The organism is Agrobacterium vitis, assembly GCF_037039395.1.
Lineage (GTDB): Bacteria > Pseudomonadota > Alphaproteobacteria > Rhizobiales > Rhizobiaceae > Allorhizobium > Allorhizobium vitis_E.
Window position 1 is genome coordinate 56,349 of sequence record NZ_CP146243.1, and the last position, 23,415, is coordinate 79,763.

The window sequence follows — 23,415 nt, forward strand, 5'->3', positions numbered from 1 at the left end:
CGGTACAATTCAAATAGCCGTTGATCTACTCGTAGACTGCTCGGTCTGGTCAGATCTCCAGCCTAACCGCGAAACGCGGCCCCGATTCCTGCCAAAGGGCAGGATCTGTTATTCCTTTGTCGCCATCCGGGGTTTCCAACTTCGCTTCGCCATCAAACGTAGCCCTCGGCAGGACATAGACTTCCTCCAACAGCACAGCAAATGAAACTCCTTCCTTCGGCGGCGGCAGGTTGAACTTGGCTATCCAACTGCCGGATGCCAGCGGCTCGGCGCCCACGGTATGGACATAGGGCGGTCCGAGTTGGTCCCCCGGTCTTGGTTCTCGCGCAACGCGTTCAGCCACTACGCCGGACTCGGTCTTTGTGCGCTCGATAAGCGTTGCTCGCAGGATCGTGCGAGGCGCCTCCTTTTCGAAAGTGGGAAGACGCGGCACTTCCGCGCGCAAAGTTGCGGTCCACGTCTCTTCGTCAACCTCGAGCGAGACATTGCGCTTGAAACCCGTGACCTGGACCCATTCCGCGATCGGATGCGAAACCTGTAGCCTTCGGTTGGCATGTGGCTGGAACCGAACCAGGCCCAAGCGCAGGAACGGATCTGGCGCGATTCCGGGGTCGATCTCCACATCCACATACCATTGTTCCATGTCGACATCGAAACGCGGTGCATAAGTCACGATCGACACAAGCATGAAGCTGGTGTCGCGCCGCCCGGCGTCTTCCGTTGGATCCGGTTTGTCACCCCGGTCCGGAATTGCCTCTCTCTCCGGGATGGGCATCAGCACGTTCTCGACAAGGCGCGGCTTGTAACGGTCCGCGTCGGGCCATAGAATTCCGCTGTCGTCCGCTTCGGTTGCGATACTGTCGAGGGCGGTCGACTTCCAGTCCTCGACATCCTTGAATGCCCCGGCATGAAGGAACCAGCTGACACTGCCTTCCTCGTGGATGGGATCGGCGCCCCAGCGGGTGATGTAGTTGCCACCCGGTCCAAGGTCTTCATCGGTAAAGTAGGGTGGCCGCCAGGTCTTCAGCGACTTCTGCGGATCGCCGTCTTGATTCTGACCGATCAGATCAATGAGATCGGTATTGACGCTGGACAAAGGTTCGGAGCGGGCCACGCGGCCCTGCGAAAGCGCCAGGTCGCTCCATTTCGTGCCTTCCTCGCTCTTGGCCTGATCCACAGTCGTATCTCCTGTCTTGAGCGTCGGCGTCGCGTCGAGGATATTGGGCGGCCAAACCACCAGTCCAAGACGCTCGTCCTCGCCGGACGTGAACCATGGACGGTCGATCCGGATGCGGATGCGCGTGCGCCTCGCCATCTCTCGCACTCGGCCATTATTGTCGGATGTGGGCTTCCAGAAAAATGCCGGCAACAGACTTTTGGGCGGTACAGCGAGAGGTCTGACGGTCGACCTCAGCACGGTTGAGACCGTTTCGATCACTGCTGCATCACCGGACCGAGATTTCACCGCGAAGCGGCGGCGTTCGTCGAGTGCCAGCTGTTCGGTGCTGGGATAGACCTTTCGCTCGGGTATCAACCTTGCAGTTCGCGACGTACCTGCCAGATATCCGACGATGCGGCGTGCTGTTCCATCGGTGAAGAAACGGTCGGAGGTTTCCCCGCGCTTGTTCTTTTTCTTCTGTTGCTCGGCGGCCGATAGGGCGAGCAGGTCGATCGATGTCGCATCCGAAGCATCGATGCGCCAACGGGAATGGACAATCTGTTCCGGCTTCAAGGTCACATATCCCTGCGGATCGACGCGAAATCCATAGAGTCGTTCCGTCGGGTTCGCCACCGACCCGTCAGGTTGGACGCCCCAATCGCCCCTCATGCGACTTTCGGCTGTCCTGCCGAGTCTCGATATCATCGATGGGGCGCGCACGCGGACTAACGGTCGATAATCTGAGTTCGAGCCTTTCCACCGCCCATTGGTTGAGCAGGGCGGCTCCGCCGATCATAATCTCTGTCGCTCCTTCAGCATCGTCCGTTCGCTTCCATCCCTGCCAGTTGGCGGCTTTGAATAAGCTGTCGCGCTCGTCCTCACGAATCCGCCGCAGACGTAAAGGCCACGCCTCCTGGCTGGGTGCGATAGCGGGTGCTTCGATTGGCTTTTCGACGGCGTGGACGGCGCGCAGACGGCGCACCGCCGCGATGCCCGGAACGGGGGCGCGCAACATGGCGGCTTGCAGCAGACGTGCAGCCTCTTTTACGCCTTCGGCGTCGACCACCGATGCGGAACGTCGGATGACAAAATCTGAAGTGGTTATCGTTGCTTTGTCGTCGGTTCCGCCAAGCGCCTCGCGGACCCGCGCGACCGTTTTCGTTGCAGAAGCAAGCGGATATTCCGGCTTGGGCGTTAAAGTCGCCATCCGCCCGGCACTCATTAGCGCGATTGACTCCGGGGCATCGAACCACGCCGCGAGATGCGCCCGTTCCGGCACGCACCAGGCCTCCAGTTCGAGATCCTCGCCAGGCGCCAGCGCCAGTTCGATTTCAATCGCCTTTGCGCTGCCTGAACTTTGGCGGGTGAAGTCGAAGTTGACGCGCCTCGACCAACTTAACTGGCCGGTGCGCTTGAGCAGCGTTTGGTAGGTGAGCGGCTCTGATTTCAACTCGCCATGCCAGGTCTTGACCGTTACGACTACCGGCGCCGCGTTGGGGTAGCCGGGCGTCACCGGACCGCTTTGCACGGCATGATCGGGGTAGAGACTGACAACAATAGGATCTCCCGGCAGATAGGGTCCATTGCGCCCACCCTTCCGGATCGCAACGACCAGGTAGCGCGCCGCCGGATCCGGATAGTAGCCGTTCGCGCTCAGACCTTTGCCAGCGGGCTGGTAGACCGCAAGACCGCTGGGCAAAGGATCGCCGGCCTCGTCCTTGATGCGGTGCGTTATATACGTCTCAGCGACCGGTGAGCCCGGCACGAAGGACGGAAACCCTCCCAGTTCGATGTCGTATGCTACACCCTTCACGCCAGTCGGCGGCGCGACGCCCTTCGGTAGGTTGAGATGGTCGAACACACCATGGACATGCCCGAATGTCAGATCGACCGCAGGCGCAAAAAGGACCCTCCTTGCCAGAGTGGGGCCGAATCGGCGCTTATCTTCTTCTTCGCTCGACAGCTTCGGGCCCGATGGGATGCTGCGCACCACGATAGTCGAGCCGTCAAGCCCCTCCCTTTTCGAGAATTCTTCGGAGATGTCGGGCCAGGGCACCGTCAACATGGGTGCATCAATCCATTCGAAGCGAAGCAGCCGCCGGACTTCAAAAACGCTTGCGGGTAGCGCCATTCCCCTGCCCGCCGGCGAACTGCCGAAACCGTTTTCGTAATAGGCCTTTGCATTTTCGAGCGTTTGCGATACGCCTGCCATCATGGCGCATCTTGCGCCCAACCAATAGGAAGCGCCCAAACGCATACGGTGGGGACGCCGCTTGCCAGTCTTGTCGAGATCGAATGTCAGGTCCAGCGGTAGGTCGGATGGGCCGGCTTCGGACTCCTCCTCGCGACATTCCAGGGATAGTGGATCGCCGTCCCATGTCGACAGGACCGGCTCTGCAAAGGCAGTCTGGCTGTCGGCATTTTGCAGAAGCCTGGTCGGCATTGTCAGCGTCACGCCATCAAGGGACCGGCGCAACGCTTGCGTCTCGTCGCTCGTCTTTCCCCCCACGAATACATTGATAAGCTTTTCCAGGGTGACGCCGGCAGGCAGGGTCAAGAGCCCAGATGGCAAACCGTAGGTTACGCGACGGTCGGTAAGGCTGGTCCACAGTCGATTGTTCGTGACCGGATTGCGGGCGGCGACATCGAGCTTGAAACCGGTGGTAAGATCGTCCGCGTCAAGTACCAGTCCGTCCAGGGAATTGGCGACGTGGTCGTGCGCCCGAATGAACTCCTTGACCGCCACGCTGCCCCGCCATTGGTCCACGATGCGCAATCCCGCGGTGCGCAGCTTGCGGTCGGCTCGGGCGCTTTCCAAGGCCTCATTGGCAGCCTCTTTTTCCTCGCCTTTTACGAACAGGGCCGCGTTGTCGATCGCGCGCGACCGGTTGAATTCGGATTCGGCTGCGCTTATGACATCAAGGCAATCGACGTCGAAGCGGGCGACGCGGTCTTTTCCTGTTCCGGTCCAAGCTTCCAAATCAACGATGCCGTCGAACTGGTCGATCGTCGCCCGCCCGCGAAGATCGTCCCGCGCGGACGGCGCATCAACCTTGATTTCGAGCAATTCCTCCATGGTGCATGGCCAGCATTTTCCGGCGACCTGCTTATCCGCGGGCAGAAAAATCCGCGTGAGGGTAAACAGGGTCGGGCCAGCACCGAACTGTACACCGATCTGAACAAAGCTCGAAGGGTCGAGGCCGGACTGGTTTGCAGAGATTGCAAAGTCACTTTCCGGCCAAGTGAGTTCGACGTCGATGGCCAAGTGTAGAAGCCTCTGCAGCGAGGGCAAGCCTTGCAGCGCAAACCAGCGCCGCTCCGCACGTTCCTTCGCGGGAAGCTGTTTTGCAAAATCCTGGGCGTCGGGTTCCGCGCCATAATCGTCCAGGCCCGCCGCGACATGGGTCGCCAATCGCTTGTCGAGGGCGCTGTGGTACTTTCCCGAGGATACCTCTTTTATGGCGCCCTGAAGACCCAACCGGTTTGCGCCGCGCAGTTTCTTGAGCTCTTCCAGCCCTGTCTTTGCATTGCTTTCGGAGAGTTGCCGCGCTGCTTGCGCCAGTCTGTCGACGACCTCCCGCTCTGGCTTCAAGTTGGTTTTGAGCTGCTGGTCCAGGTCGCTACGCTCGGCGACAAGCGCATCACGCAATTCTGCCTGTCCTCCGGATCCGGAATCGCCGGGTGTATAGCGATAAGGATCATAGGTGAACGACGGTTTTTCGACCGCGGCAAAGATGATGGGGGTCCCGTCCGGGGTTGATCCGGCCGCGACGCCGCCCCATTGCGGCGTTGATGGGCTTGCCATCGCGAGTCGCTCCAGCCGTGTAGGCGATCGCGACCACGGACGACTGAACCATGTGCCCTCGCCGGTCTGGAACTGGACTGTCTTGGTCGCTCCTTTCACGCTTTGGACGATCGAGTTTGCACGCTCCGCCGTGATGAGATGAGACAGGTCGTTGCGCGCCACCGAAAGGATATCGGGAACTTTGGCATCCGCGATATTCGACGACGCGGAATCTTTCATGTCCTTCGGTTGAGGATCGCGCGAGATGTCAGCGAAATTGTCCGTTTCGCTCGTCGCCAAGGCGCCCCTGAGACCCGTGAAGTCGCCGCCGGCATCTTGCAGCAGCACCTTCCAGATATCGGTTATCGTATCTATCGCCTTCATGCCGAGACCGGTCTTGGCATAATGCCCCTTGAAAAGGCTCACCGCGACTCCCGGCTTGGGCGTCTGGCCATCCGCGGTTCGAAGCGTGGCCGAGACCTTCCCTGTGCTAAAAAGAGTCTCGACCCACTTGGGAAACGTTTCAAGCCCGTCGCCTGCTTTGCCGACGATCGGACGAAGTGCCAGGGTGGCACTGACGACGACGGATTCCCCGTCGCGTCGCAAGGCGGTCGGCATGACATAGGCTGCAATTTTGTCGACCATGGATTACCTCCAGCGCTGGGCGCCAGCCCTCTTGATGCACATCACCAGACCTTCGGCCGCCATGGATCGAGATCCGCGAAATAGGATTGGTACGTCGCGTAGCTTTTGCCTTTGCACACGGCCGCCGACACGAGCTTCGGCGGGGTCGGCTCCGCCGGCGGGCCTTTCTTCGCCGCCGCCGCGACCAATTGTGCGATCTCGGCATCCGTACCTTTTGAGGCCAGGCGGACCGGGCCGGGCGAGGTAGGCAAATCCAGCATCGCGCTACTGCCGACGCCGCCGCCGCCGCTGGAAAACCCTTTGCCCCATTGTTTCCTGGTAACGATCCTGAACTTAATGTCGCGGATACCGGCCGAAAACGAGAACGTGAAGATCGCAGTGCCAACCAGCGCGCCTCCCGGCTGCTGACCGACGCGAATTTGCAGGAGTGCCGCGAAGCGGAACATCGCGATGCTCGCCTGCCCGCCAGCCGACACGAAACCCTCGATAGTGCTGAGCGTCCTGCCGTCCTTCTTGAAGCTGCGTAGGAATATGCCGCTTGTGACGCGGCCGTTGCCCTTGAGCGGCCCGATTTCGAATGCGACGACGGCGCCGAATTCGAAGGAGGCTTCAAACCCGACGATCCCGCCGGGCGTGGCGTAGAGCGCCAGATGTCCGCCTCCGCCGTAAACGCCGATATTGATGAGGAAGGGCGTTTCGGGCGTGGAGAGGCCGACTTTAAACATCGCCTCGGTGCCATCGAAGGGAAGGATGCATGAGGTAGTCAGCGAAAGGTTGCTGATGCCAAGGACGCCGAGACTGAGGCCCATGGGCGGCATTTCATAACCGGCCTCGATGCCCGGCGGATCAAACAGCAGGCGGATATAAAAGCCGTTGCTGCTGAACGATAGGTACGAACTCACTTGCTGTAGGAATTCGACCATCTTGCCGAGTTCGACGTCGACGATGTTGGTCTTGAACTTGCCGCCGGTCTCGCTGCCGAATTTCGCACCATCGAATGACAGTGTCACGATGTCGAACGCGTCGCCAAAAAGGTTAAGTGAGAACGGGCCTAGATCTCCGCTCGAATTCACCTCGGGTGTCCCACCCTTCACCAGATCGATAACCGTACGTGCCTTTAAGGTGAGCCGTGTTCCGTTCTCAGGAATGAAGATCGGAGGGAGCGAGCCAACTTCCGTGTCGAGGTCGTAGGCAAGTGTGATCCGGGACGGGATCAGTTCCCTCAGCCGGCGTTCGATTTCCTGCTTGATCGCTCCGAAGTCGATGATCGACGCCACATCGCCGCGCAGCACCTCTTTCAGGAGTTCTTCCAACGTTCGCGTCATTGCGCGCAGGATGAACAGCGGTGCGTTCGGTCCATTGCCCTGTTCATCATAGGACTGTGTTGGCTGGCTCGCTTCCTGGTCCCACGACCGCAGCAACCCGAGGAGTTTCTTGGCCGCCGACACTTTTACCGTGACTTCGCCGTGCCCGGCGAGATCGTTGGCGATCGTCCGCAGGAGGATGGCCTGTTTCACCATGCCATCCGTTGGGGGTTTGGGCAGCGGATCCGGCACTGTCGGGACATAAGCGTAGAGCGAGCCCTTCAGTCGTTTTACGACGCCCGCGGCCACGGCAGGCGGAAGCATTTTTGATAGATCGTCGATTGACGTATCAAGCTGACCCCTGGCGTCCCTCGCCTTTTCAAACACCGAAGCGAGATCGCCAGTTACCACAGCCAATGGCGAACTGGCAGTGGTGACCGCCTTTTTGACGATCGCGTCATAGACCTGGTCGATGCGGGCGGCGCCCTGCGCGAGGAATGCCAGCACGCGGCGCTCGAACGCTTCCTTGTCGGCCTCAAAGTCCTTCAACACATCGGCTGCCTTCTGCTCCCCGAAACCGATCAGCCTGTTGAGGATGCTGCTGCCAATTTCATGTAGCCCCTTCGTCTTCAGGGCCTCCCGAACGTCCTTGATCGACGACTCCACTTCGGAAAGGGGGGTGTCGGAACTCTTGATGACATTGCGGATCGCCGTGACCGCGACGTTGATCTTGACCACGACCACGTCGAGGTCGGTGGCGATCTTGGTCAGGTATGAATTTTGCGTCTTGTCCGTCAGGGCCGCATGGGCGGCAGTCAGCCAAGCGCCCACCCCGCCAATTTGGGCGTCGGCGGCCAAGCGCAGTGCGTCTAGTTTCTTGGTGAGATCCTCCCTGTGCTGCGCCCGGGATGCCTTTGGATCGGACTTGTTCGCCAGCGGCATGACGGGCACGCCCGCCATGGAGGTCGCTTCGACAAGCTGGACGCTGGTGGTGAGAATTGGCAGGACGAGGCCGAGAATATCCTTTCGGGCGGTAACGGCGGCGTTGCTAGCGTCGCGCTCGTCCGTCACGCTCACATCGGCCCATTTCCAGAGCGCCGGATCGCCATTAGGGCTTGGGGAAGTTTGCGCGGGCAGGTCGTAGGGCGGCGGCTCGAGACCGTTGCCAAAGGCGTCATCGTCGTTAAGGAAGCTGGCCAGCGGCAGGACGATCCCCTGAACCGTCTGTAGCACCGCCAGCCGGTCGTTGTTGAGTTCCTGCAGCGACCGTAACGCCAGCATCAGAGGTGCGGCGAAATCGTCCGGCTGGGTACATCCGGCAGCTATCTTGTCCGAGAACGCGCGATAGGCTGCTATACCGTGATTCAATCCGACGATCGCATGGACAAACTTGTCGTCCGCGAATTTGATCTGATTCGCCAACTGACTCAGGTTTACGCGCAGCTTAGCCAGGTTTCCTGCGATCAACTTGTGCTTGCTGCCAAGCGCCATCAGCTTCTTTTCGAGCTTGACCAGTTTTCCGCTTGAAGGGTCGGTCACTGCCAGCACACCGATCCGGAACCTGATTAGTGCGGCCGCCAGCGCGAAGGGGCCCGACTTGCTGTCGTCCCAGGTTGTGCAGTCCTGGGTTCCGTCGACAATGCAGCTAGCCAGATCCTCGACGAGATCGATCGGCAGGATCGTGTGGACGAGGTCATCGAGACCACCCAGCATGTTCTGGCAAAAGAAGGATGCATCCTTCGCCAGCGATCGTCCGATATCGACCAGGGACAGAAGCCGCGTCTCGGCGGCGCCTATAACTCGACCGGCGTCGTCAAGGGTTTCGAGAACCGTGAGGACCGACTGCAGGCCGTTTTCCTGCAGTGCTTTCGTCCGCTTGTCGACCGTATCAACAATGTCGAATATCTGCGACCAGATATAACCCTGCAATTGCTCCGCCGCGGCTTTCCTGATGGACATGGCTTCTGCTTTGAGGCGCGCCTCCAACGGCGATGCGACGCTAGCCTCCAGGCTCGAGGCAACACCGGCCTGGAACGCCGCGAAATCAAACAGCTGCTTGGTCGTATCCGTAACGCCCGGCCAAGTTAAATCGGCGTTCAATCCCGCATCGATCGCGTCCGAAAGGGCCTTGGCGACCGCGTCTTCGTCAATGGAAGCCAGGCCGAACTTGACATCAGGCAGCGGCAAGGAGAACACGCTGCTCTTCAGCGGCTTCATGACCTCATCGCGGAGGATGTCGCGTGCAATGCTTCGCAATTTCTGCGGAGACAAAAATGGCTCGATGACTTTTAGAAGCGGAGCGACCTCCGCGTTGAATTTTTCCAACAACTGCGTGGATGCGTCATCGAGAACCTTGCGCCCCGCTTCGCGGATGGGCGTCACCGGATCGCGCAGCACCCTATCCAACGCGCTGACAAAACCGCGTCCGGTAGTGTAGACCGTCGTATAGGCGGCGAGAGAAGCCGTCACGTTGTCATTGGCGGGTGGCGCTGCCAGTGCGACAGCGATGGCGTCCACCAGCGCTGTCCGCGTCGACATGACATCGGGGTAAATCTTGGCAAGCGCGGCGGAACCCTCAAGCCCATTGAACTTCATTGCGTTGAGGCGCTCAGTAAACTCCATTAGAATCGCCTGCGCCGGAAGCAGGACGCGTTCCCGGACAAGCCGGTCAGCGTCGCCGGCCAGGCCGCCGCCGAATTCCGTCAATTCCTGCAGCTTCGGTGTAAATGCGCTCCCGATGACGATTTCGATGATCTCTCTAAGCGAGACGAGACCAAGAAGCTTTGCGTTCATGTTGAACATGTCGCTAGCTTTTTGGACGGCTTTCAATGCGTCGATATTGTCGGGCAGTTGTTCTGGTACCGGAACCGATACGTGCCCCTGCTCGAGTTGCACTTGCGCCTTCGGCTTCACGTCGTTGGCGCCGATGGCGCCGAGCGGTCGGCAGATGGCTTTAATGTCGAATTCGCCGCGGCCGACGGCGCCGCCGCGATCTCCAGCCGCGCCGTAGCTCATCGCCGGAGACGAATGGAGCACGAGCAGAAAGACCTCGTTGATATTCTTCCCATCCGCGAACGGCTTTTCACCGAAGCCGTTCAACGCGTAGTTCGGGTCGTACACCACATCGACCGGGGCCATCGGTTGCGTCGTCAAGCGCTCGACCTGACCGAGCTTGACCCTTGCTCGCCGCACGGCGGGATAGAACGGCGGTTGATCCACGCCCTGCATGTAGGCGTCACTGGCGAACATGGTGTTGTCCACCAGGGGACTGTACGCGGATGTATCCGAGCGATCCGCCACCGGCTGGCCGCCTTCAGCAGCAAACGTCATCGACAGCGTTTCCAACTGGGTGTCGCCGGCCTCTTTTTCGGGCGCGTAAGTTAGTTTCGCGCCATAGACATCCACCTCGACGAGACCGAGATTCGTGGTTGGTCCATCGAAATTGCCGAGCGCGTTATAGTGCTCGCAAATTCGCTTGATCGAAGCCTGGTTGTTCGCTGCCGCGTTGTCGATGAAGATGAGCGGCATGCGCACGGGAATCTGACCATCAACCAGCAGGTCGAACTTCACCTCGCTGCCGCGGCGCTTCGCGGTCCTCGGCCAGAATGCCGCGCCGGTGGCATCATCGGGCAACGCGATCAGGCCGCTTGACAGGATACCGCTGTCGTCGGGATTGCCGAGCCCGCGGTCGAACGGATCGACAATGTCCGGCGTCACCGTCGTTACCAGCTTAAGCCCGCTGAACGGCAGCCTGCGGCCGTCGTCGGGCTGTCGGAAGGCGGGGAACGCCTTGTCGGGCTTGCCAATCCGCAGGAACATTCGCTGGCGAAGGACCGCGACGGGTCCCGACCGGCCTTCGACGAGCTGGAAACGCCGCTCGGTGATCTTAATGAGCGCGCACCGTATGCCGATGGGGAAAAGATAGCCCTTGTAGACGACCTCGGCGCTGATGTCGCGCCCGAGCACAATGCGGTGCCGCCAGCGCTCGATGGACAATGCGTCGAAAAACGAATCGCCCCGTCCATCCAGAATCGAGGCGGGAGGCTCGAAGCTGGCATTGACGCGCAGGAACCCGCCAAGCGAGGAAAGCGCCAGTTCGAGGCCTTCGGGATCGAGCGGGCGCGGCACATAGACATCATTGAACAACCAAGGCTTTTCGCCACTGGCGAGCGTTGCCGGCCACCCGTCGGTCGACACCTGGAAACCCGCGGGAGGCTCGCGCTGGTCGATGCCAAGCCTGGCGCCGGTCTCCGGCTTAATGCGCCCCATGACGGGAAGCCCATGCAGCGATGTCAAGGCGACGAGCTCGTGTCGGTCGAAGGCATCCAGCGAAGTTCGGAACTTCGATGGAAGCGAAACCCTTTTCGTCTGGAAGTCTTGCGTGGTCAGGCCACGCGACATTTCCCACGGCGCGTATGGGCCGCGCAACGGCGGGCGATTGCGACGCGCCGGGGCCGGTCGTCGGAAGAACCCCGCGGTAGCGTAGCCGATGTCGCGGACAAAGGCCTCGGGGTAAAAATCTGGCGACCAAACAGCGCGGACAGTTGTGCTAAGGTTAGTTTCGAGTTCGGCTGTCCAAAGCGGTTCGCTGACTGTTTTGTCGCCAGGCGCCGCGTCACCGAAAATCCAGGAAGGAACGGCGCGCCGTGTACGGAACCGGCCGTCCTGCGCAGGCGAAAGGAAAAGCCTGAACGGCATTTCGATTGCCGTCTCGAAGCGGGAGGGCGGCGCCGTGGCAAACGCAGTCGCCGCCGCGATACGATCCTCGGCCCTGACATAGGTGTCAGGCCATGGCTGGGGTATCGGCTTTCCGTCCTCGTCTGAAAGCCAGCCGCCCCGTGTGAAGCCCTGATGGAGAAGTTGGCTGGCAAGATCGTGATCCTCGACCTGGTCCCACGCCGGGCGGCGGCTGCCGTCGCGATAGGGCTTCAACATCTTCTCGGCCCGGCGCACGACCGCCAACTCATGGCGTGACCAGTTCGTCAGTTCCTCGATTGATAGCGGCATCCCACCGCCGGGTCGGGATTGGTCGAAATCGTCGGTGTTGATCCTGAACGCGAGCCTTGAGGGGCCCGACAGGCGAGCTCGCGCGACTTTCCTGGGCTTTTCCTCGCCGCCTAGGCCGAGCGTCGTAAGCGCGGCAATTGCGTTCTGGCTGATGAACTGTGCGAAGGCAGCGAGATCGTCATCCTTCACCTTTTTGACAACGCCGGTCGTTCCCTGCTCGCCACGCTGCCTTTCGATGAGGCCGCGCATTTGTCGGCGACCCTCGAAAGTTTGAAGTTCCGGGATTGCCTTGACGAGTGCGAGGCTTGAACTTTGCGAGTCGTAGCGGCATTTGAACTCGCTAAAAAATGGGTCCCGTATGCTTCTTGCAAGTTCGGTCTGCGCGGTGACTGCTTTCGCCTGAGCCTCCTCGGAGGAGGGAAACTTGCGCTTGGCATTGTCCAGAAAGGCCGCCTTTTCCTCGGCGAACACCGGATCTTCCGGAGCATCGTCGAACAGGACGCTCTTGGATGATGCCACGGATGACACCATTTCGGCGGCGAAGCGTGCTGCCGGATCGAGGAAATCCGGTCCTACGTAGATTTTCTGTTCCGGCGTCAGGGCAAACTTCGCGGCGGGCGGGACAAACGCGTCCCACGCTTCGCGGAAAGCAAGGAATTTCGCGACGGCGTCGACTTTGGCGGCGTCCTCGGAAAGCCCATCGACAATTTTGTTTAGGTCGGTTCGCCAGCCTCTCCGTCGCTTTTCCAATTCGGGCGCCGCTTCCAACTGCACCCCGGGTTTTGGGTCCACCACATAGGCGGTGCGCAATTGGTCGAGAAGCCGCCGCGCGAGAAGCGCCTGGTTGGGCTTGCCATTGTCCAACGACGGCTTGCCGAGCGCGGCAAGTGGGTAGGCCGGCAACGCCGGACGGGCCTCGCGCTGCTCAAAGAAAGCCTCTTCCGCGATATGCTGCGGGGGCAGTTCGACGATCATCATTGGTCGCGGGTCATAGGTCGGATCACCCGGAACGGCATTGGATCCTCTGTGCACCTGGGCCAGGCCACGCGGCCGTAGGTAGGGACCGTTGTCCTCATAGGTCAGATCGAGCCCAAGGAAACTGTAGGTCATGGTGGCAAGGTCGCGCCACCGCAGGATACGAAGCATCGCTCCTTCCATCGGGAGAGAGAACCGTGCCCCAAATAATCCGTCCGCCGGCTTCGCGCTTGCTGTCCAGCCAAGCGAGATCCGCCCGAGACCAGGCTCCACGGCTGCCTCGCCATTGAGGCCGTGCATACGGAACAAAACTTCCCTTCCGTTCGGGAAAGTCAGGTCGACGCTATGTTCCTGCACCCCGGTCGATGGCTTCTGGTCGCCGCTTGGGGGGCCGAGGTCCTTCAGTGCGATCGCCGTACTCAAGACGAGAGCATGAAGTTCAAATACTGTCAGCGTGCCATTGCTTGCCCTCAGGCGAGCCGGCGCATGGACGATGTTATCCCCCGGCTCGGACCGCTTCTCTTCTGGTGAAGATGCGATAAGGGGACCGTGCGCCGTCGAGACCTCGAATGCGGCGGCCCGCAGCGAAAACTGTGCCTCAAGGTTAAGAACCGAGGCGTCCGGCGGGCCTGACAGCGTCAACCGGGAATCGGAGAAACGGAACGGTCCTTCCTCCAGCGGGGGCCTTTTCGGCCGGCTTGTCGAAATGACCAAGCCGCCGCTCAACTTTGCGACCGTGACGATTTCCGGCGTGCCATTTCTGCCGGCGCCATCGACGCGCGTCAGATAGACGAGTGTACCCTCCCTGACGGCGTGGTCCTTAAGGATAGCCGACGGCCTTTGCTTGTTGCTGAGGTTGTGTTCGGCGAGGAACGTTTCGGTACCGCCGACCGTCGTGGGATCGCGAAGCATCCCGATAGTGCGGATCAGCGCGGCGTCCTGGGGCCGGCCGGAATCAGCTTGCGTGACGTCCCCTGTTTCCGGCGGAGGGACTTCACGCCAGATTTCTACCTCCGGCGCCCATATCAGCGTGAGGTTCGCGGGAGCAGACGCGACATTTGAGGCTATAGGGCGAGTCGCGATCGAGAGGCGCCCTGTAAAAGCTTCATTCTTCCTGCGGACCGCCAGCAGCCACCGCATCGGCTTGGCCGCGGATGACCATGGCAGCTTGATGAATAGACCCAATGCCGAGCGGCTGTCGGACATAAGGAGCCGGCGTCCGAAAATCTTGCTGCGGAAGGCGTTGGCAATCTTGGTCCCGCAGTCGACTTTCAAAGGCTTTTCGATTTTCAGTTCGTCCAGCGAAACCGCATTTACCAGCGAGATTGTGCCCGTCCCGAATACCCAGTTGGTGGCTTTGATGAAGGTCTCACCGGTCGCCTGGAATTTGTGAGGGTCATCTGCGTCAAGCTGAATGTTAGAGTGTCGGAACTCGAAGATCAGCTCAAAAAATTCAGGTGCCGAACCGGCCCGCGCCAGTTCCATTCCGGAGATTGTCAGTCGTATGTCGCGGATGGCGGTTGGAAGGCGACCTTTGTACCGCGCCGGAATTTGCGTCATGTACGCTTTGGCCCGTTCGCCGAAATCCACTTCCCGAAACGAACGGACGTGATCTCCGCCAAAGGTGATTTCGATGATGGATCGGGTGGGACGTGTCGGGTCGGGATTGATGGCGACCGCCCAGATCTTGGGTACGTTCGCAGAGGCGGCGCCGGTCGCATATGCGGCAGATGTCGCGCCCACCCCCACCAGCAACTGCCGACGGCTGAGAACGATACCAGCCTGACCTCTGCCTCGAACACTTGCGTCAGGCTCAAACAATTCAGGATATGGATCTAAATCGGACGAATTCGCAGACAAACTGCCATCTGCCATGTCTCTCCCCACGGATTCATATGTGACTAGACTAAATTGGATGAAAATTGTAGTCGAGAAATAAAGGAAGACTAGTTAGTGCAAGACGATCTGGAGAACTAAATACACGGTAGGCATGGAATCATACATGTTTCTCAGAAGCGCTTGCTTCTGAAATTCCTGGGATACCTTAATAATTCACAACTCAGACTAGTTGTCGAGTCAATTCGTACTGGAAATTTTAATAAGGCTTCTTACCCATCGTAACCATCGTTTGTCCCTTCACCGCCTCGCATTTGAAGACAGTTTCGAGAAATCATATGCGCGCATGCCGAGTCCCGTCGATGCGGAAATGAATCTTCCGGCATACACACACTAGCAGAGGTTGGACCGGCTCACGGAGGAGCCAGTCTCCATGTAGCTCTTACGTTCGGCCACCGGTACTTCCGGCAGAGATGACAACAGTGTAAAGCACATCCTTGCGAGGCTTGACTTAGGCGACAAATTGGCATCAGCCCTTCGGGAGATCATCCTAGGCATGCCACGCCCTGAAATAGGTCGTCAGACACTTTTCAGAAAAACGAACTCAGCGACTCGGTTTCTGAAGCGGCTAAACAACGCGCCCCACTCCTAAAGGGCGATACCGAGTTCCAGGGTTCAAAATTACCAAGTATACCTTGGTCTACAGCTGGGAGGAAAGCTTCAGCGTTTTCAAGCAGTCACACTACTCCTTCAATACAACGCCCTTGGCTTTGCACATTTTGACGGTATCCGTATCGTAAGTGTAGCACTTTTTAGTCTCTGAAGAGTCGTCCGTCTTAAGGGCTTTTGCTTCTTTGCAAGCCGCTTCGAAGGTTGGCTTAGTAACAAACACATCAGGGTACTGCGGGGCGCTCGCTGTTGAGACCCTTACGGTACACGTGCCTCCGAAGCCGGGTCCGTGAAAGACAGAGTAGTCGGCAAACGCCTGCGAGGCACAACAAGTCGACCCCGCAATGAAACCTATGGCAATTAAGAGCGTTCTCATCAGGATTACGTCCTCGCTTAATAGTTGCGCCAACGTAACGATGACGATACTTCGATGCGCAGTCAAGAAAGACTACAAAAGGTTCGTGTAATTTATGCCGATTCGGCATCCAACGCGGAGATTATCTTAGAGTCGAAGAAGACGGACGGTGACATGCCGAAGGCAAAAATTGGCGGTGGCAATCGTCCAAGGACGCCGGCGAGTTGATCAGATGGCAGAGCGACTGGCCGCCACTTTTGCGGGTCCGAACACGAGCTGGTCGCAAAGTAAACGCCCGGATGTTCTGCTATAGATAGTAGTTTAAGCAAATACAAAGAAGCTGGCGTTGAAAGCGAATGCGGTTTGCTGACACCAGACTCCTTCGCTTATTGATCGTATGTCTCCTCCTCTTCCAAATCTTTGAGCGCCTCCACCACGTCTGGCAGTGAATCCCGGCTAAGCAATCCCGCATCTTCCAGTGCTTCTATGTTTGGCAGATCGCGCAACGTCTCCATTTCAAAGGCCGAAAGGAAATGCTGGGTGGTCACGTAGGTATAGGGCGCGCCCGGGGTCGGGCTTCGCGGTCCAGAACCGATGAAACCCGCGCCGCGGAGCGCACCAATCGTGTTGCGGCTTACCTCTTTGCCGAAGATCTTCGAAAGCTCACCGCGGGTAATCGGTTGGAAATATCCCACCGCCATCAGCACCATCGCCTCGAAGTCCGACAGAGCAGCCGTCCCTCCCCGTGCGCCGGCGACCGACACCAGTTCGTAGGGCCGAGAACTGAGGTCCTCGCGCAGATCGTCGACCAGCAGATCGATGCTGCAGTCTTTTCCGACCATCCGCGCCAGGGTCTCGCGGCTGACAGGCTCGGCCGAAGCAAAAATCACCGCCTCGACCCGCAGCATCCATTCCCGCCAGCGCATCTCCGGCGGGAACTGATCCAGTTCACGATCATACAGATGTTCGTCTGCGGCGCTTGCCCTCCGACGCGATGATTTGGCTGCAGTGAATTCGGTCATGATCACAAACCAAACATTCGGAATGATGATCGGCCCGACAGTTCGCGCACGGCGTCTAACCTTTCGAGCCGCTCGAACAACCGGTTGGCCGCCCAGCGCGACATGCCGCTGGTAGACGCGGAGGCTGCCACGGCATCCTCGTTCAGCAATTTATGGATCACCGGCTCGTCGCCTTTTGTTCGAAGCTTCTGCACTACAGCCAGTAGCCGTGCGGCACGGCGGTCAATCTCGACGGCGGAGCGGAGGGCAGAATCGACGCCGTCAACCAGTGCCAGGCAGATCGCTTTTGGATAAGCCGGTTCGCTTGGCCGGACGCGGCCTCTACCGCCGATCGTGCGGAAGGCCGGGCCATAGCGTTCAGGCAGCAAGAGGGGAATTGGTCGCGGCCATTTCAGCTTATGCGCCAAAACGGCCTCGGCAAGCCCAAGCGCCAATACCTCGGCATCCGGGCGAACGGCAGAATCGACCATGTCTGGAATCGAGGCAAGCCCCTCGTCCCAGCGAAGTTCTAACATTCCCGCAAGCTCTTTGACGAAGACCGAGCCGATCGTGTCCGATCGCCGCGTCAGCATTCGCGTGGCCAAAAACAGCTTTCCGGCCGGCCCAGGATCGCCGCCAGTGGCGGTGAGCAAAACCGCATCGCGGATGGCGGTTTCCTCCTCCTTTCGGCCGAGCATTCTGGCGGCGACGGCGGCTGATTTCAGGGCGAGGCGATCGCGCCAGCAGCCGAGCCATGGCGTGTCGGCGAGGATCAGATCGTCTAGGCCGCGCACTCATAAACCGGGTTTGCAAATCGGCCTGATTTTGATTCACTGAGGCCTTGATTTGGAGGCCTCTCATGACCCGTCGCCGGTTTGATCTCACCGATTTCGAATGGACTGTCATCCAGCCCTTGTTGCCCAACAAGCCGCGTGGGGTGCCACGTGTTGACGACCGGCGTGTGATCAACGGCATCTTGTGGCGGTTTCGGACAGGCTCACCCTGGGCAGACGTTCCTGATCGATATGACCCATATACAACCTGCTACAACCGGTTCGTGCGATGGCGAAAGGCGGGTGTATGGGATCATGTTCTGGGCGAGATTTCCAAGGCTTTCGACGGCGATATCGTTATGATCGACAGCTCCTGTGTCCGTGTTCATCAACATGCGGCCACGGGAAAAAGGGGGATCAACACGATGGCTGCATGGGACGCTCCCGTGGCGGCTTGACCACCAAAATCCACGCCGTTGTCGATGCCGATGGCCGACCGATCCGTCTCGCACTCACAGCCGGTCAAGCCCATGATGGTCGCACGGCAGAACCATTGTTACAGACAATCTCCAAGGGTGCGATACTGCTGGCGGACAAGGCCTACGATACCAACGCGATCAGAGCATTTGCAAAGCAAAGGCAGGCATCGGCCAATATTCCTGCCAAGAGCAATCGGAAGGGAAGCTTCCCTTTCAGCCAATGGGTTTACCGACAGCGCAATCTCGTTGAGCGTTTCTTCAGCAAACTCAAACAGTTCAGAGGCATCGCAACCCGTTACGACAAAGACCCATTGAACTTTCTCGCCGCTGTCAAATTGGCAGCAGCAAGAATTTGGATCAGATCGTTATGAGTCTACGGCCTAGTGATTTTAGAGCTATACCGGCGGCGAAGGCGGTGTCCGTCTCGTTGATGTCGCGACGCCGCGCTAGCGTCCAGCCTGGCAGGCGAGGCGACCAGGTGGGAGCGGTTGAGGCGGAGGGCGTGAGCGAATCCATGCGCCGGAGTGTAGATCAGATGCGCGGTTTAGACGAGAATTCACGGAAATAACCGCACTCCCCGTCGCCAAATAAATACGTCCAATAAGATTGCATTATCGGACATTATGCGCATTATAAAGAAATGGCCCAAATCATCGCGCAAAACACCGATATTCCCCTCCAGGAGAGCGGCGCGCCGTCGCTCAGCACGGCGGCTGAGGGTGATGTTTGCGCGCCGCAGGTGTCGGCCGCTGGCACCTCGATGCAGGCCCCTCCCCTCTCCTCCACCGACGAGCAGATGCCAACGCATCTTGCCAGCCTGGCGGACCGCGCCCGCGACTATGTGGCGGCGGCAAGTTCTGCCAATACCCGAAAAGCCTATGCCTCCGATTGGAAGCATTTTAGCGCCTGGTGCCGGCGTTTGAATTTGGCTCCCCTCCCCCCGGACCCACAGACCGTTGGCCTCTATATCACCGCCTGTGCCTCAGGCGAGACCGTTGGCACGCCGACACTTGGCACACCGGCACTTGGCACATCGAAACCTGGCGCCAAGGCAAATGCTGTCTCGACCGTTGAGCGTCGCCTCTCCTCATTGTCTTGGAACTACGCGCAACGCGGGCTGATGCTCGATCGCAAGGATCGGCATATCGCCACCGTCATGGCCGGCATTCGCAACAGCCACGCACGCCCACCCGTGCAGAAGGAAGCGGTGCTGGCCGAGGATATTATCGCCATGATCGAGACACTCGATCGAGGAACATTGCGCGGCCTGCGCGATCGGGCCATGCTGCTGATCGGCTATGCCGGTGGCCTGCGGCGGTCCGAGATTGTCGGGCTCGACATCAAGGCTGACCAGACCGAAGACGGGCGCGGCTGGATCGAAATATTCGACAAGGGCATGCTCGTCACCCTGCGCGGCAAGACCGGCTGGCGCGAGGTCGAGATCGGCCGTGGCTCCTCCGACACCACCTGCCCGGTGGTGGCTGTTCAAACCTGGATCACCTTTGCCAGGCTTGCCCATGGCCCCCTGTTCCGCCGCGTCACCGGACAAGGCAAGTCCGTTGGCCCAGAACGCTTGAACGATAAGGAAGTGGCAAGGCTGGTGAAGCGGACTGCCATGGCTGCCGGGGTTCGCGGCGATCTCAGCGAGATCGAGCGCGCCTTCAAATTCTCCGGCCATTCCCTGCGCGCCGGTCTCGCCTCCTCCGCCGAAGTCGACGAACGCTATATCCAGAAGCAACTCGGTCATGCCTCAGCCGAGATGACCCGCAGGTACCAGCGGAGAAGGGATCGCTTCAGGGTCAATCTGACCAAAGCCGCTGGGCTATAGTTCCCTCCCCCACCCGGCGAGCCGTCTCAGACCTGCGAACCGGGGCGAGAGCGCTCAGCGATGCTGGAAAGATCAACTTTCTCGCCCGCAACATCAGCAACGATCTTCAACGTATCGCCAAGGGATTCGGCATAATCGCGAAGGGTCGACAACTTCATATCGGCGCGCTTCTCCAGTCTTGAGACGTTGGTCTGCTTGAAACCTGTCCCAGCAGACACATCTTCCTGCGTCCGTCCAGCAAATGCCCCCAGTTTCCGTAGATTGTGCGCCGCAACAAGCTCGTCGGTGCGCTTCGCAACGGCGCGCTGTTGATCTTCAGGAAGCGTCTGTACCACTTATCGACATCAGCTATGTCTCTTATCCAACGCGCTCATGTGCTCGTCATACCATTTGTCCGCCAGGTCGATCAGCCGCTTGTGGACGAGCTTCTGGCTCACACCGCTCTTCGCACCACCGCAGAGAACCACAGCCTTTCGCTCCGGATCGAAGGCAAAGGCAAACCGCCATTGCACCTTCAACACGTTGATGCGCAGCTCTTCCATGTTCGAGTGTCTGGATCCTGCGAAGGTGTCGACTTCAGACCGTCCAAGTCGAAAGCCCATCTCACAAAGCAGCACACCCCTCCTTCATCACTCGCTGATGCTTGCTGATCATCGTGTAAGGCAGGCAAGACCCTTCCCGTCAGCTGATGCGAAGCTGATAGGAGCATATCAACCTGACCAGCATCTATTCCTGGGACACCGAGCAGCAAATTCCCGAAAGCTTCAGATCCTTACGGCTTGCCGGCAGGATGATGCGGGCCGCCTAGCAGGGCGTGTTCACAATAGGGATATGCTCTCTAGCCTTGGATTTAATAAACTGCAGGCAACTCCGTAGTTGACTCTGTTTTCGCCCTGATACAGCATCAGCAAAGGTTGATACGACCTGCTGGTTGCTCCCGTGAGGGAATGGTGAACGTATCACGCCTCGACGGCTTTCCCTTTGCCCGAGCGACTAAGTCAGCTAACGCAACCATCTGGCGCTCTTGGTTCGCTCATGCAAAGGACACGTCTATGCGCGATTACCGTGAAGCAAAAGTCATGGCTCGGACTCTACGCGATTCTCTTGCCATAAAAGACCTTACGATCAGTCATAGTGAAAGCCTCGAGCTCGTTTCGAAGATGCTTGGGCTCCCCGATTGGAACACCTTATCGGCGAAGATCCAGGGAGAACGCAATGGCGCGGCATCCAACCAAAACAACGCCGACAGTTTGGGGATTTCAACAGATGAACGCAGCCAAAAATTAGCGGAGCAATCCGCGCCGCGAACCGCGATTCCGTTCGCTTCTCAACGTTTCGATAAGTTCGTGGGTTATTATCAGCTGGAACCGGGCATCCTCTTTAAAATCTATCGCGAAGGCGGAAGATTTTTCAGCCAAATCACAGGGCAAGCACCCATAGAAATCTTCGCGGAAAGTGACAAAAAGTTTTTTACAACTGTTGTTCACGCTCAAGTAAGCTTCATCACCAATTCACGTGATCAAGTGACAGAGCTCATTCTGCACCAGGATGGCTTTGAAAGACATTGGAAACGTATCGATAAAAAAACAGCAGACCAACTGATCACTGCGCTTGAGCGTCGCATCAAGAATAATCTACCTGGAGCAGGCACAGAGGACGCGCTCCGCCGATTTATCGACGGAATAACGTCAGGAAATCCGAACTATGATGAGATGGCGTCCGAGCAAGCTCAAGCGATACGCGATCAACTAGAGGGCGTCGCGCTGCTTTCCCGCCAAACAACGCTACGAGTGAACAAATTGCGACCTCCGAAACAACTGGGACCCGAATTTTGACTTTGACGTGAAGTTTGGAGCCGCTTAAGTTGAGGCGTGCGCAACTGGCGATTTGAGGTGGAGGACCACCGGGGAGCGCACGAAACATGCGCCGTTCGCCTGGGCCGTCGGACAATCCGATCACTTTCTTAAGAGAGAGCCCATATGCGCGCGAAAATCATTGATGGAAAAGCCTATGCTGACGGGCTGGCAGACCGAATAACTGCCGCCGTCCCAGCTTTTATAGAAAAGACCGGACGCGTGCCGGGTCTGGCAGTGATACTTGTTGGCAGTGATCCGGCCAGCGAAATCTATGTCCGAAGCAAGGGGCGGAAGACCCGGGAGCTCGGCATGGCCAGCTTCGAGCATATTCTTCCCGCCGAGACGGGCCAGGACGAACTCTTGGAACTCGTCAAAGAATTGAACGCCGATAATAAGGTAGACGGCATACTCGTACAGTTGCCGCTTCCCGCTCACATTGATGAGTTGGCGGTTATTCAGGCAATCGATCCGAATAAGGACGTTGATGGTCTCCACCCCGAAAGTGCCGGTCGTCTGGTCTCCGGGCGACCTGGGCTGGTCTCCTGTACCCCGCTCGGGTGCCTGATGCTGCTTCGTGATCAACTGGGCGATCTAACAGGGCTCGATGCAATCGTTATCGGTCGCTCTATCCTAGTCGGCAAGCCGATGGGACAGCTATTGTTGGGAGCGAACTGCACGGTAACAATGGCGCATTCTCGAACGCGAAACCTTGCTGACAAAGTGCGTCAGGCGGATATCGTGGTAGCAGCGGCGGGCCAAGCCGGGATGATCAAAGGTGATTGGATCAAGCCAGGGGCAACGGTGATCGATGTGGGAACCACGAAAGCAGTTTTGGATGGCAAAAAGCGGCTGCTGGGTGATGTGGATTCCTCAGCCGCTCTTGAGAGAGCCAGTGCCATTACACCAGTACCCGGAGGCGTTGGGCCAATGACGATTATGGTTCTAATGCACAACACTGTGTTGGCAGCATACAACCGCGAGGGACTGCCGCATTTGCAACTCTGGTAGGAGACGTATCGCTTACGATAGCGACGGATCGAAACGACGTTTACGCAGGGCGGCTGAGACCTAGGCGACGCATTTCCCTGTATATGGTTGATCGCCCGAGCCCGAGTTGCCGTGCAGCTTCTGTTGGCGACGTTTTTGCTTCGATGAGTTTAATGGCGGCTTCGACTTTCTTCAGGTCAAGTGGCTGGCGACCAGGCTTCTTTCCCTTCGCCCTTGCTGCGGCGATACCGTCCTTCGTCCGCTCCGAGATCAGCCGTCGCTCAAAATGAGCGATGGCGCCGAATACGTGGAAGATAAGCTCGCCGGAGGCGGAAGACGTATCGATCTTTTCCTCCAGGCTCAACAGGTCGATCTGGCGCTCGCGGAGCATCTTCACGATTTCGAGCAGTTCAGCCAACGACCGGCCAAGGCGGTCGAGCCGAACGATCGCCAGTGTGTCGCCAGCGCGAGCATAGGCAATCAGGTCTGTGAGACCAGGCCGGTCCATGCTCTTTCCGGACTTCACGTCGGTGAACACCTTGATTGCACCGGCATGCTCAAGGCGTAGCGTCTGACCCGCGACATCCTGATCGCCGGTCGAGACACGTGCATAGCCGAGGATTGCCCCCATGATAGCGTCTCCGAAACGGCCGTTCTGTGGACGGTGGCAGTCATCCTCATTCCGACACTGAAAAATCGTCCATAGAATACGTCTCTTTATTCCCTGCTGTCCATAGATTATCAGGGCCTTTTGTGG

Annotated in this window: 13 protein-coding genes and 1 riboswitch; of the genes, 4 read left to right on the plus strand and 9 right to left on the minus strand. The window is 58.8% G+C overall.

Features of this window, described 5'->3' with window-relative positions:
* Positions 1-49: 49 nt before the first annotated feature.
* The 5 genes from V6582_RS20770 to V6582_RS20790 form a co-directional block, all read right to left on the minus strand.
* Positions 50-1,828, minus strand: coding sequence for a hypothetical protein (locus tag V6582_RS20770; RefSeq protein ID WP_349508974.1), 1,779 nt, complete (start codon positions 1,826-1,828; stop codon positions 50-52).
* Positions 1,800-5,588, minus strand: coding sequence for a hypothetical protein (locus V6582_RS20775; protein WP_349508975.1), 3,789 nt, complete (start codon positions 5,586-5,588; stop codon positions 1,800-1,802). Before V6582_RS20775 ends, V6582_RS20770 begins: the two co-directional genes overlap by 29 nt.
* A gap of 41 nt (positions 5,589-5,629) precedes the next feature.
* Entirely contained in the window at positions 5,630-14,749 is a 9,120-nt protein-coding gene (locus V6582_RS20780; protein WP_156634436.1) for a hypothetical protein, read from the minus strand.
* A 1,371-nt stretch (positions 14,750-16,120) separates the two neighbouring features.
* The gene (scpB, locus tag V6582_RS20785; RefSeq protein WP_156634435.1) at positions 16,121-16,756 is read right to left on the minus strand and encodes an SMC-Scp complex subunit ScpB; all 636 of its coding nucleotides are present in this window, start codon (positions 16,754-16,756) and stop codon (positions 16,121-16,123) included.
* A gap of 2 nt (positions 16,757-16,758) precedes the next feature.
* A complete protein-coding gene (locus tag V6582_RS20790) occupies positions 16,759-17,529 on the minus strand; it encodes a DUF1403 family protein (protein ID WP_420360229.1) in 771 nt (256 codons plus the stop codon).
* A 65-nt stretch (positions 17,530-17,594) separates the two neighbouring features.
* Between V6582_RS20790 and V6582_RS20795 the strand changes: the two genes are divergently transcribed.
* Positions 17,595-18,358, plus strand: a protein-coding gene (locus V6582_RS20795; protein ID WP_156634434.1) for an IS5 family transposase whose coding sequence is annotated in 2 segments (ribosomal slippage) — positions 17,595-17,910 and positions 17,910-18,358 — 765 coding nt in all. Because the reading frame shifts where the segments join, the coding sequence is not laid out codon by codon here.
* On the opposite strand, the gene V6582_RS27590 is transcribed toward V6582_RS20795, so the two are convergent.
* Positions 18,345-18,503 carry a DUF1403 family protein gene (locus V6582_RS27590; RefSeq protein ID WP_156634433.1) on the minus strand — a complete coding sequence of 53 codons (159 nt, stop codon included), beginning with the start codon at positions 18,501-18,503 and terminating at the stop codon, positions 18,345-18,347. The genes V6582_RS20795 and V6582_RS27590 overlap by 14 nt on opposite strands.
* Positions 18,504-18,627: 124 nt before the next feature.
* Between V6582_RS27590 and V6582_RS20800 the strand changes: the two genes are divergently transcribed.
* Positions 18,628-19,815 (plus strand): site-specific integrase, encoded by a 1,188-nt coding sequence (locus tag V6582_RS20800; RefSeq protein WP_156634432.1) that lies wholly within the window; start codon positions 18,628-18,630, stop codon positions 19,813-19,815.
* Between the two features lie 26 nt (positions 19,816-19,841).
* Here the strand turns inward: V6582_RS20800 and V6582_RS20805 are convergent, their stop codons facing one another.
* Both V6582_RS20805 and V6582_RS20810 read right to left on the minus strand, forming a co-directional pair.
* Positions 19,842-20,150, minus strand: coding sequence for a helix-turn-helix domain-containing protein (locus V6582_RS20805; RefSeq protein ID WP_194415694.1), 309 nt, complete (start codon positions 20,148-20,150; stop codon positions 19,842-19,844).
* A 9-nt stretch (positions 20,151-20,159) separates the two neighbouring features.
* Positions 20,160-20,417 (minus strand): type II toxin-antitoxin system RelE/ParE family toxin, encoded by a 258-nt coding sequence (locus V6582_RS20810; protein WP_156634449.1) that lies wholly within the window; start codon positions 20,415-20,417, stop codon positions 20,160-20,162.
* Positions 20,418-20,867: 450 nt separating this feature from the next.
* On the opposite strand from V6582_RS20810, the gene V6582_RS20815 reads away from it, so the two are divergent.
* Entirely contained in the window at positions 20,868-21,650 is a 783-nt protein-coding gene (locus tag V6582_RS20815) for a glyoxalase superfamily protein (RefSeq protein ID WP_156634431.1), read from the plus strand.
* A gap of 30 nt (positions 21,651-21,680) precedes the next feature.
* A riboswitch (ZMP/ZTP riboswitch) is annotated at positions 21,681-21,762 on the plus strand.
* Positions 21,763-21,794: 32 nt separating this feature from the next.
* Positions 21,795-22,679, plus strand: a complete 885-nt coding sequence (gene folD / locus V6582_RS20820; RefSeq protein WP_045023444.1) for a bifunctional methylenetetrahydrofolate dehydrogenase/methenyltetrahydrofolate cyclohydrolase FolD — start codon at positions 21,795-21,797, stop codon at positions 22,677-22,679.
* A 40-nt stretch (positions 22,680-22,719) separates the two neighbouring features.
* On the opposite strand, the gene V6582_RS20825 is transcribed toward folD, so the two are convergent.
* Positions 22,720-23,289, minus strand: a complete 570-nt coding sequence (locus tag V6582_RS20825) for a recombinase family protein (RefSeq protein ID WP_045023446.1) — start codon at positions 23,287-23,289, stop codon at positions 22,720-22,722.
* Between the last annotated feature and the right edge of the window lie 126 nt (positions 23,290-23,415).

What these genes read in the sequence shown, in the direction of transcription:
- V6582_RS20780 (WP_156634436.1), bottom strand. Translation starts at nt 14,749, where the DNA reads ATGGCAGATGGCAGTTTGTCTGCGAATTCGTCCGATTTAGATCCATAT.
- V6582_RS27590 (WP_156634433.1), bottom strand. Translation starts at nt 18,503, where the DNA reads ATGGATTCGCTCACGCCCTCCGCCTCAACCGCTCCCACCTGGTCGCCT.
- V6582_RS20825 (WP_045023446.1), bottom strand. Translation starts at nt 23,289, where the DNA reads ATGGGGGCAATCCTCGGCTATGCACGTGTCTCGACCGGCGATCAGGAT.
- V6582_RS20810 (WP_156634449.1), bottom strand. Translation starts at nt 20,417, where the DNA reads ATGGGCTTTCGACTTGGACGGTCTGAAGTCGACACCTTCGCAGGATCC.
- V6582_RS20770 (WP_349508974.1), bottom strand. Translation starts at nt 1,828, where the DNA reads ATGAGGGGCGATTGGGGCGTCCAACCTGACGGGTCGGTGGCGAACCCG.
- folD (WP_045023444.1), top strand. Translation starts at nt 21,795, where the DNA reads ATGCGCGCGAAAATCATTGATGGAAAAGCCTATGCTGACGGGCTGGCA.
- V6582_RS20800 (WP_156634432.1), top strand. Translation starts at nt 18,628, where the DNA reads ATGGCCCAAATCATCGCGCAAAACACCGATATTCCCCTCCAGGAGAGC.
- scpB (WP_156634435.1), bottom strand. Translation starts at nt 16,756, where the DNA reads ATGACCGAATTCACTGCAGCCAAATCATCGCGTCGGAGGGCAAGCGCC.
- V6582_RS20815 (WP_156634431.1), top strand. Translation starts at nt 20,868, where the DNA reads ATGCGCGATTACCGTGAAGCAAAAGTCATGGCTCGGACTCTACGCGAT.
- V6582_RS20775 (WP_349508975.1), bottom strand. Translation starts at nt 5,588, where the DNA reads ATGGTCGACAAAATTGCAGCCTATGTCATGCCGACCGCCTTGCGACGC.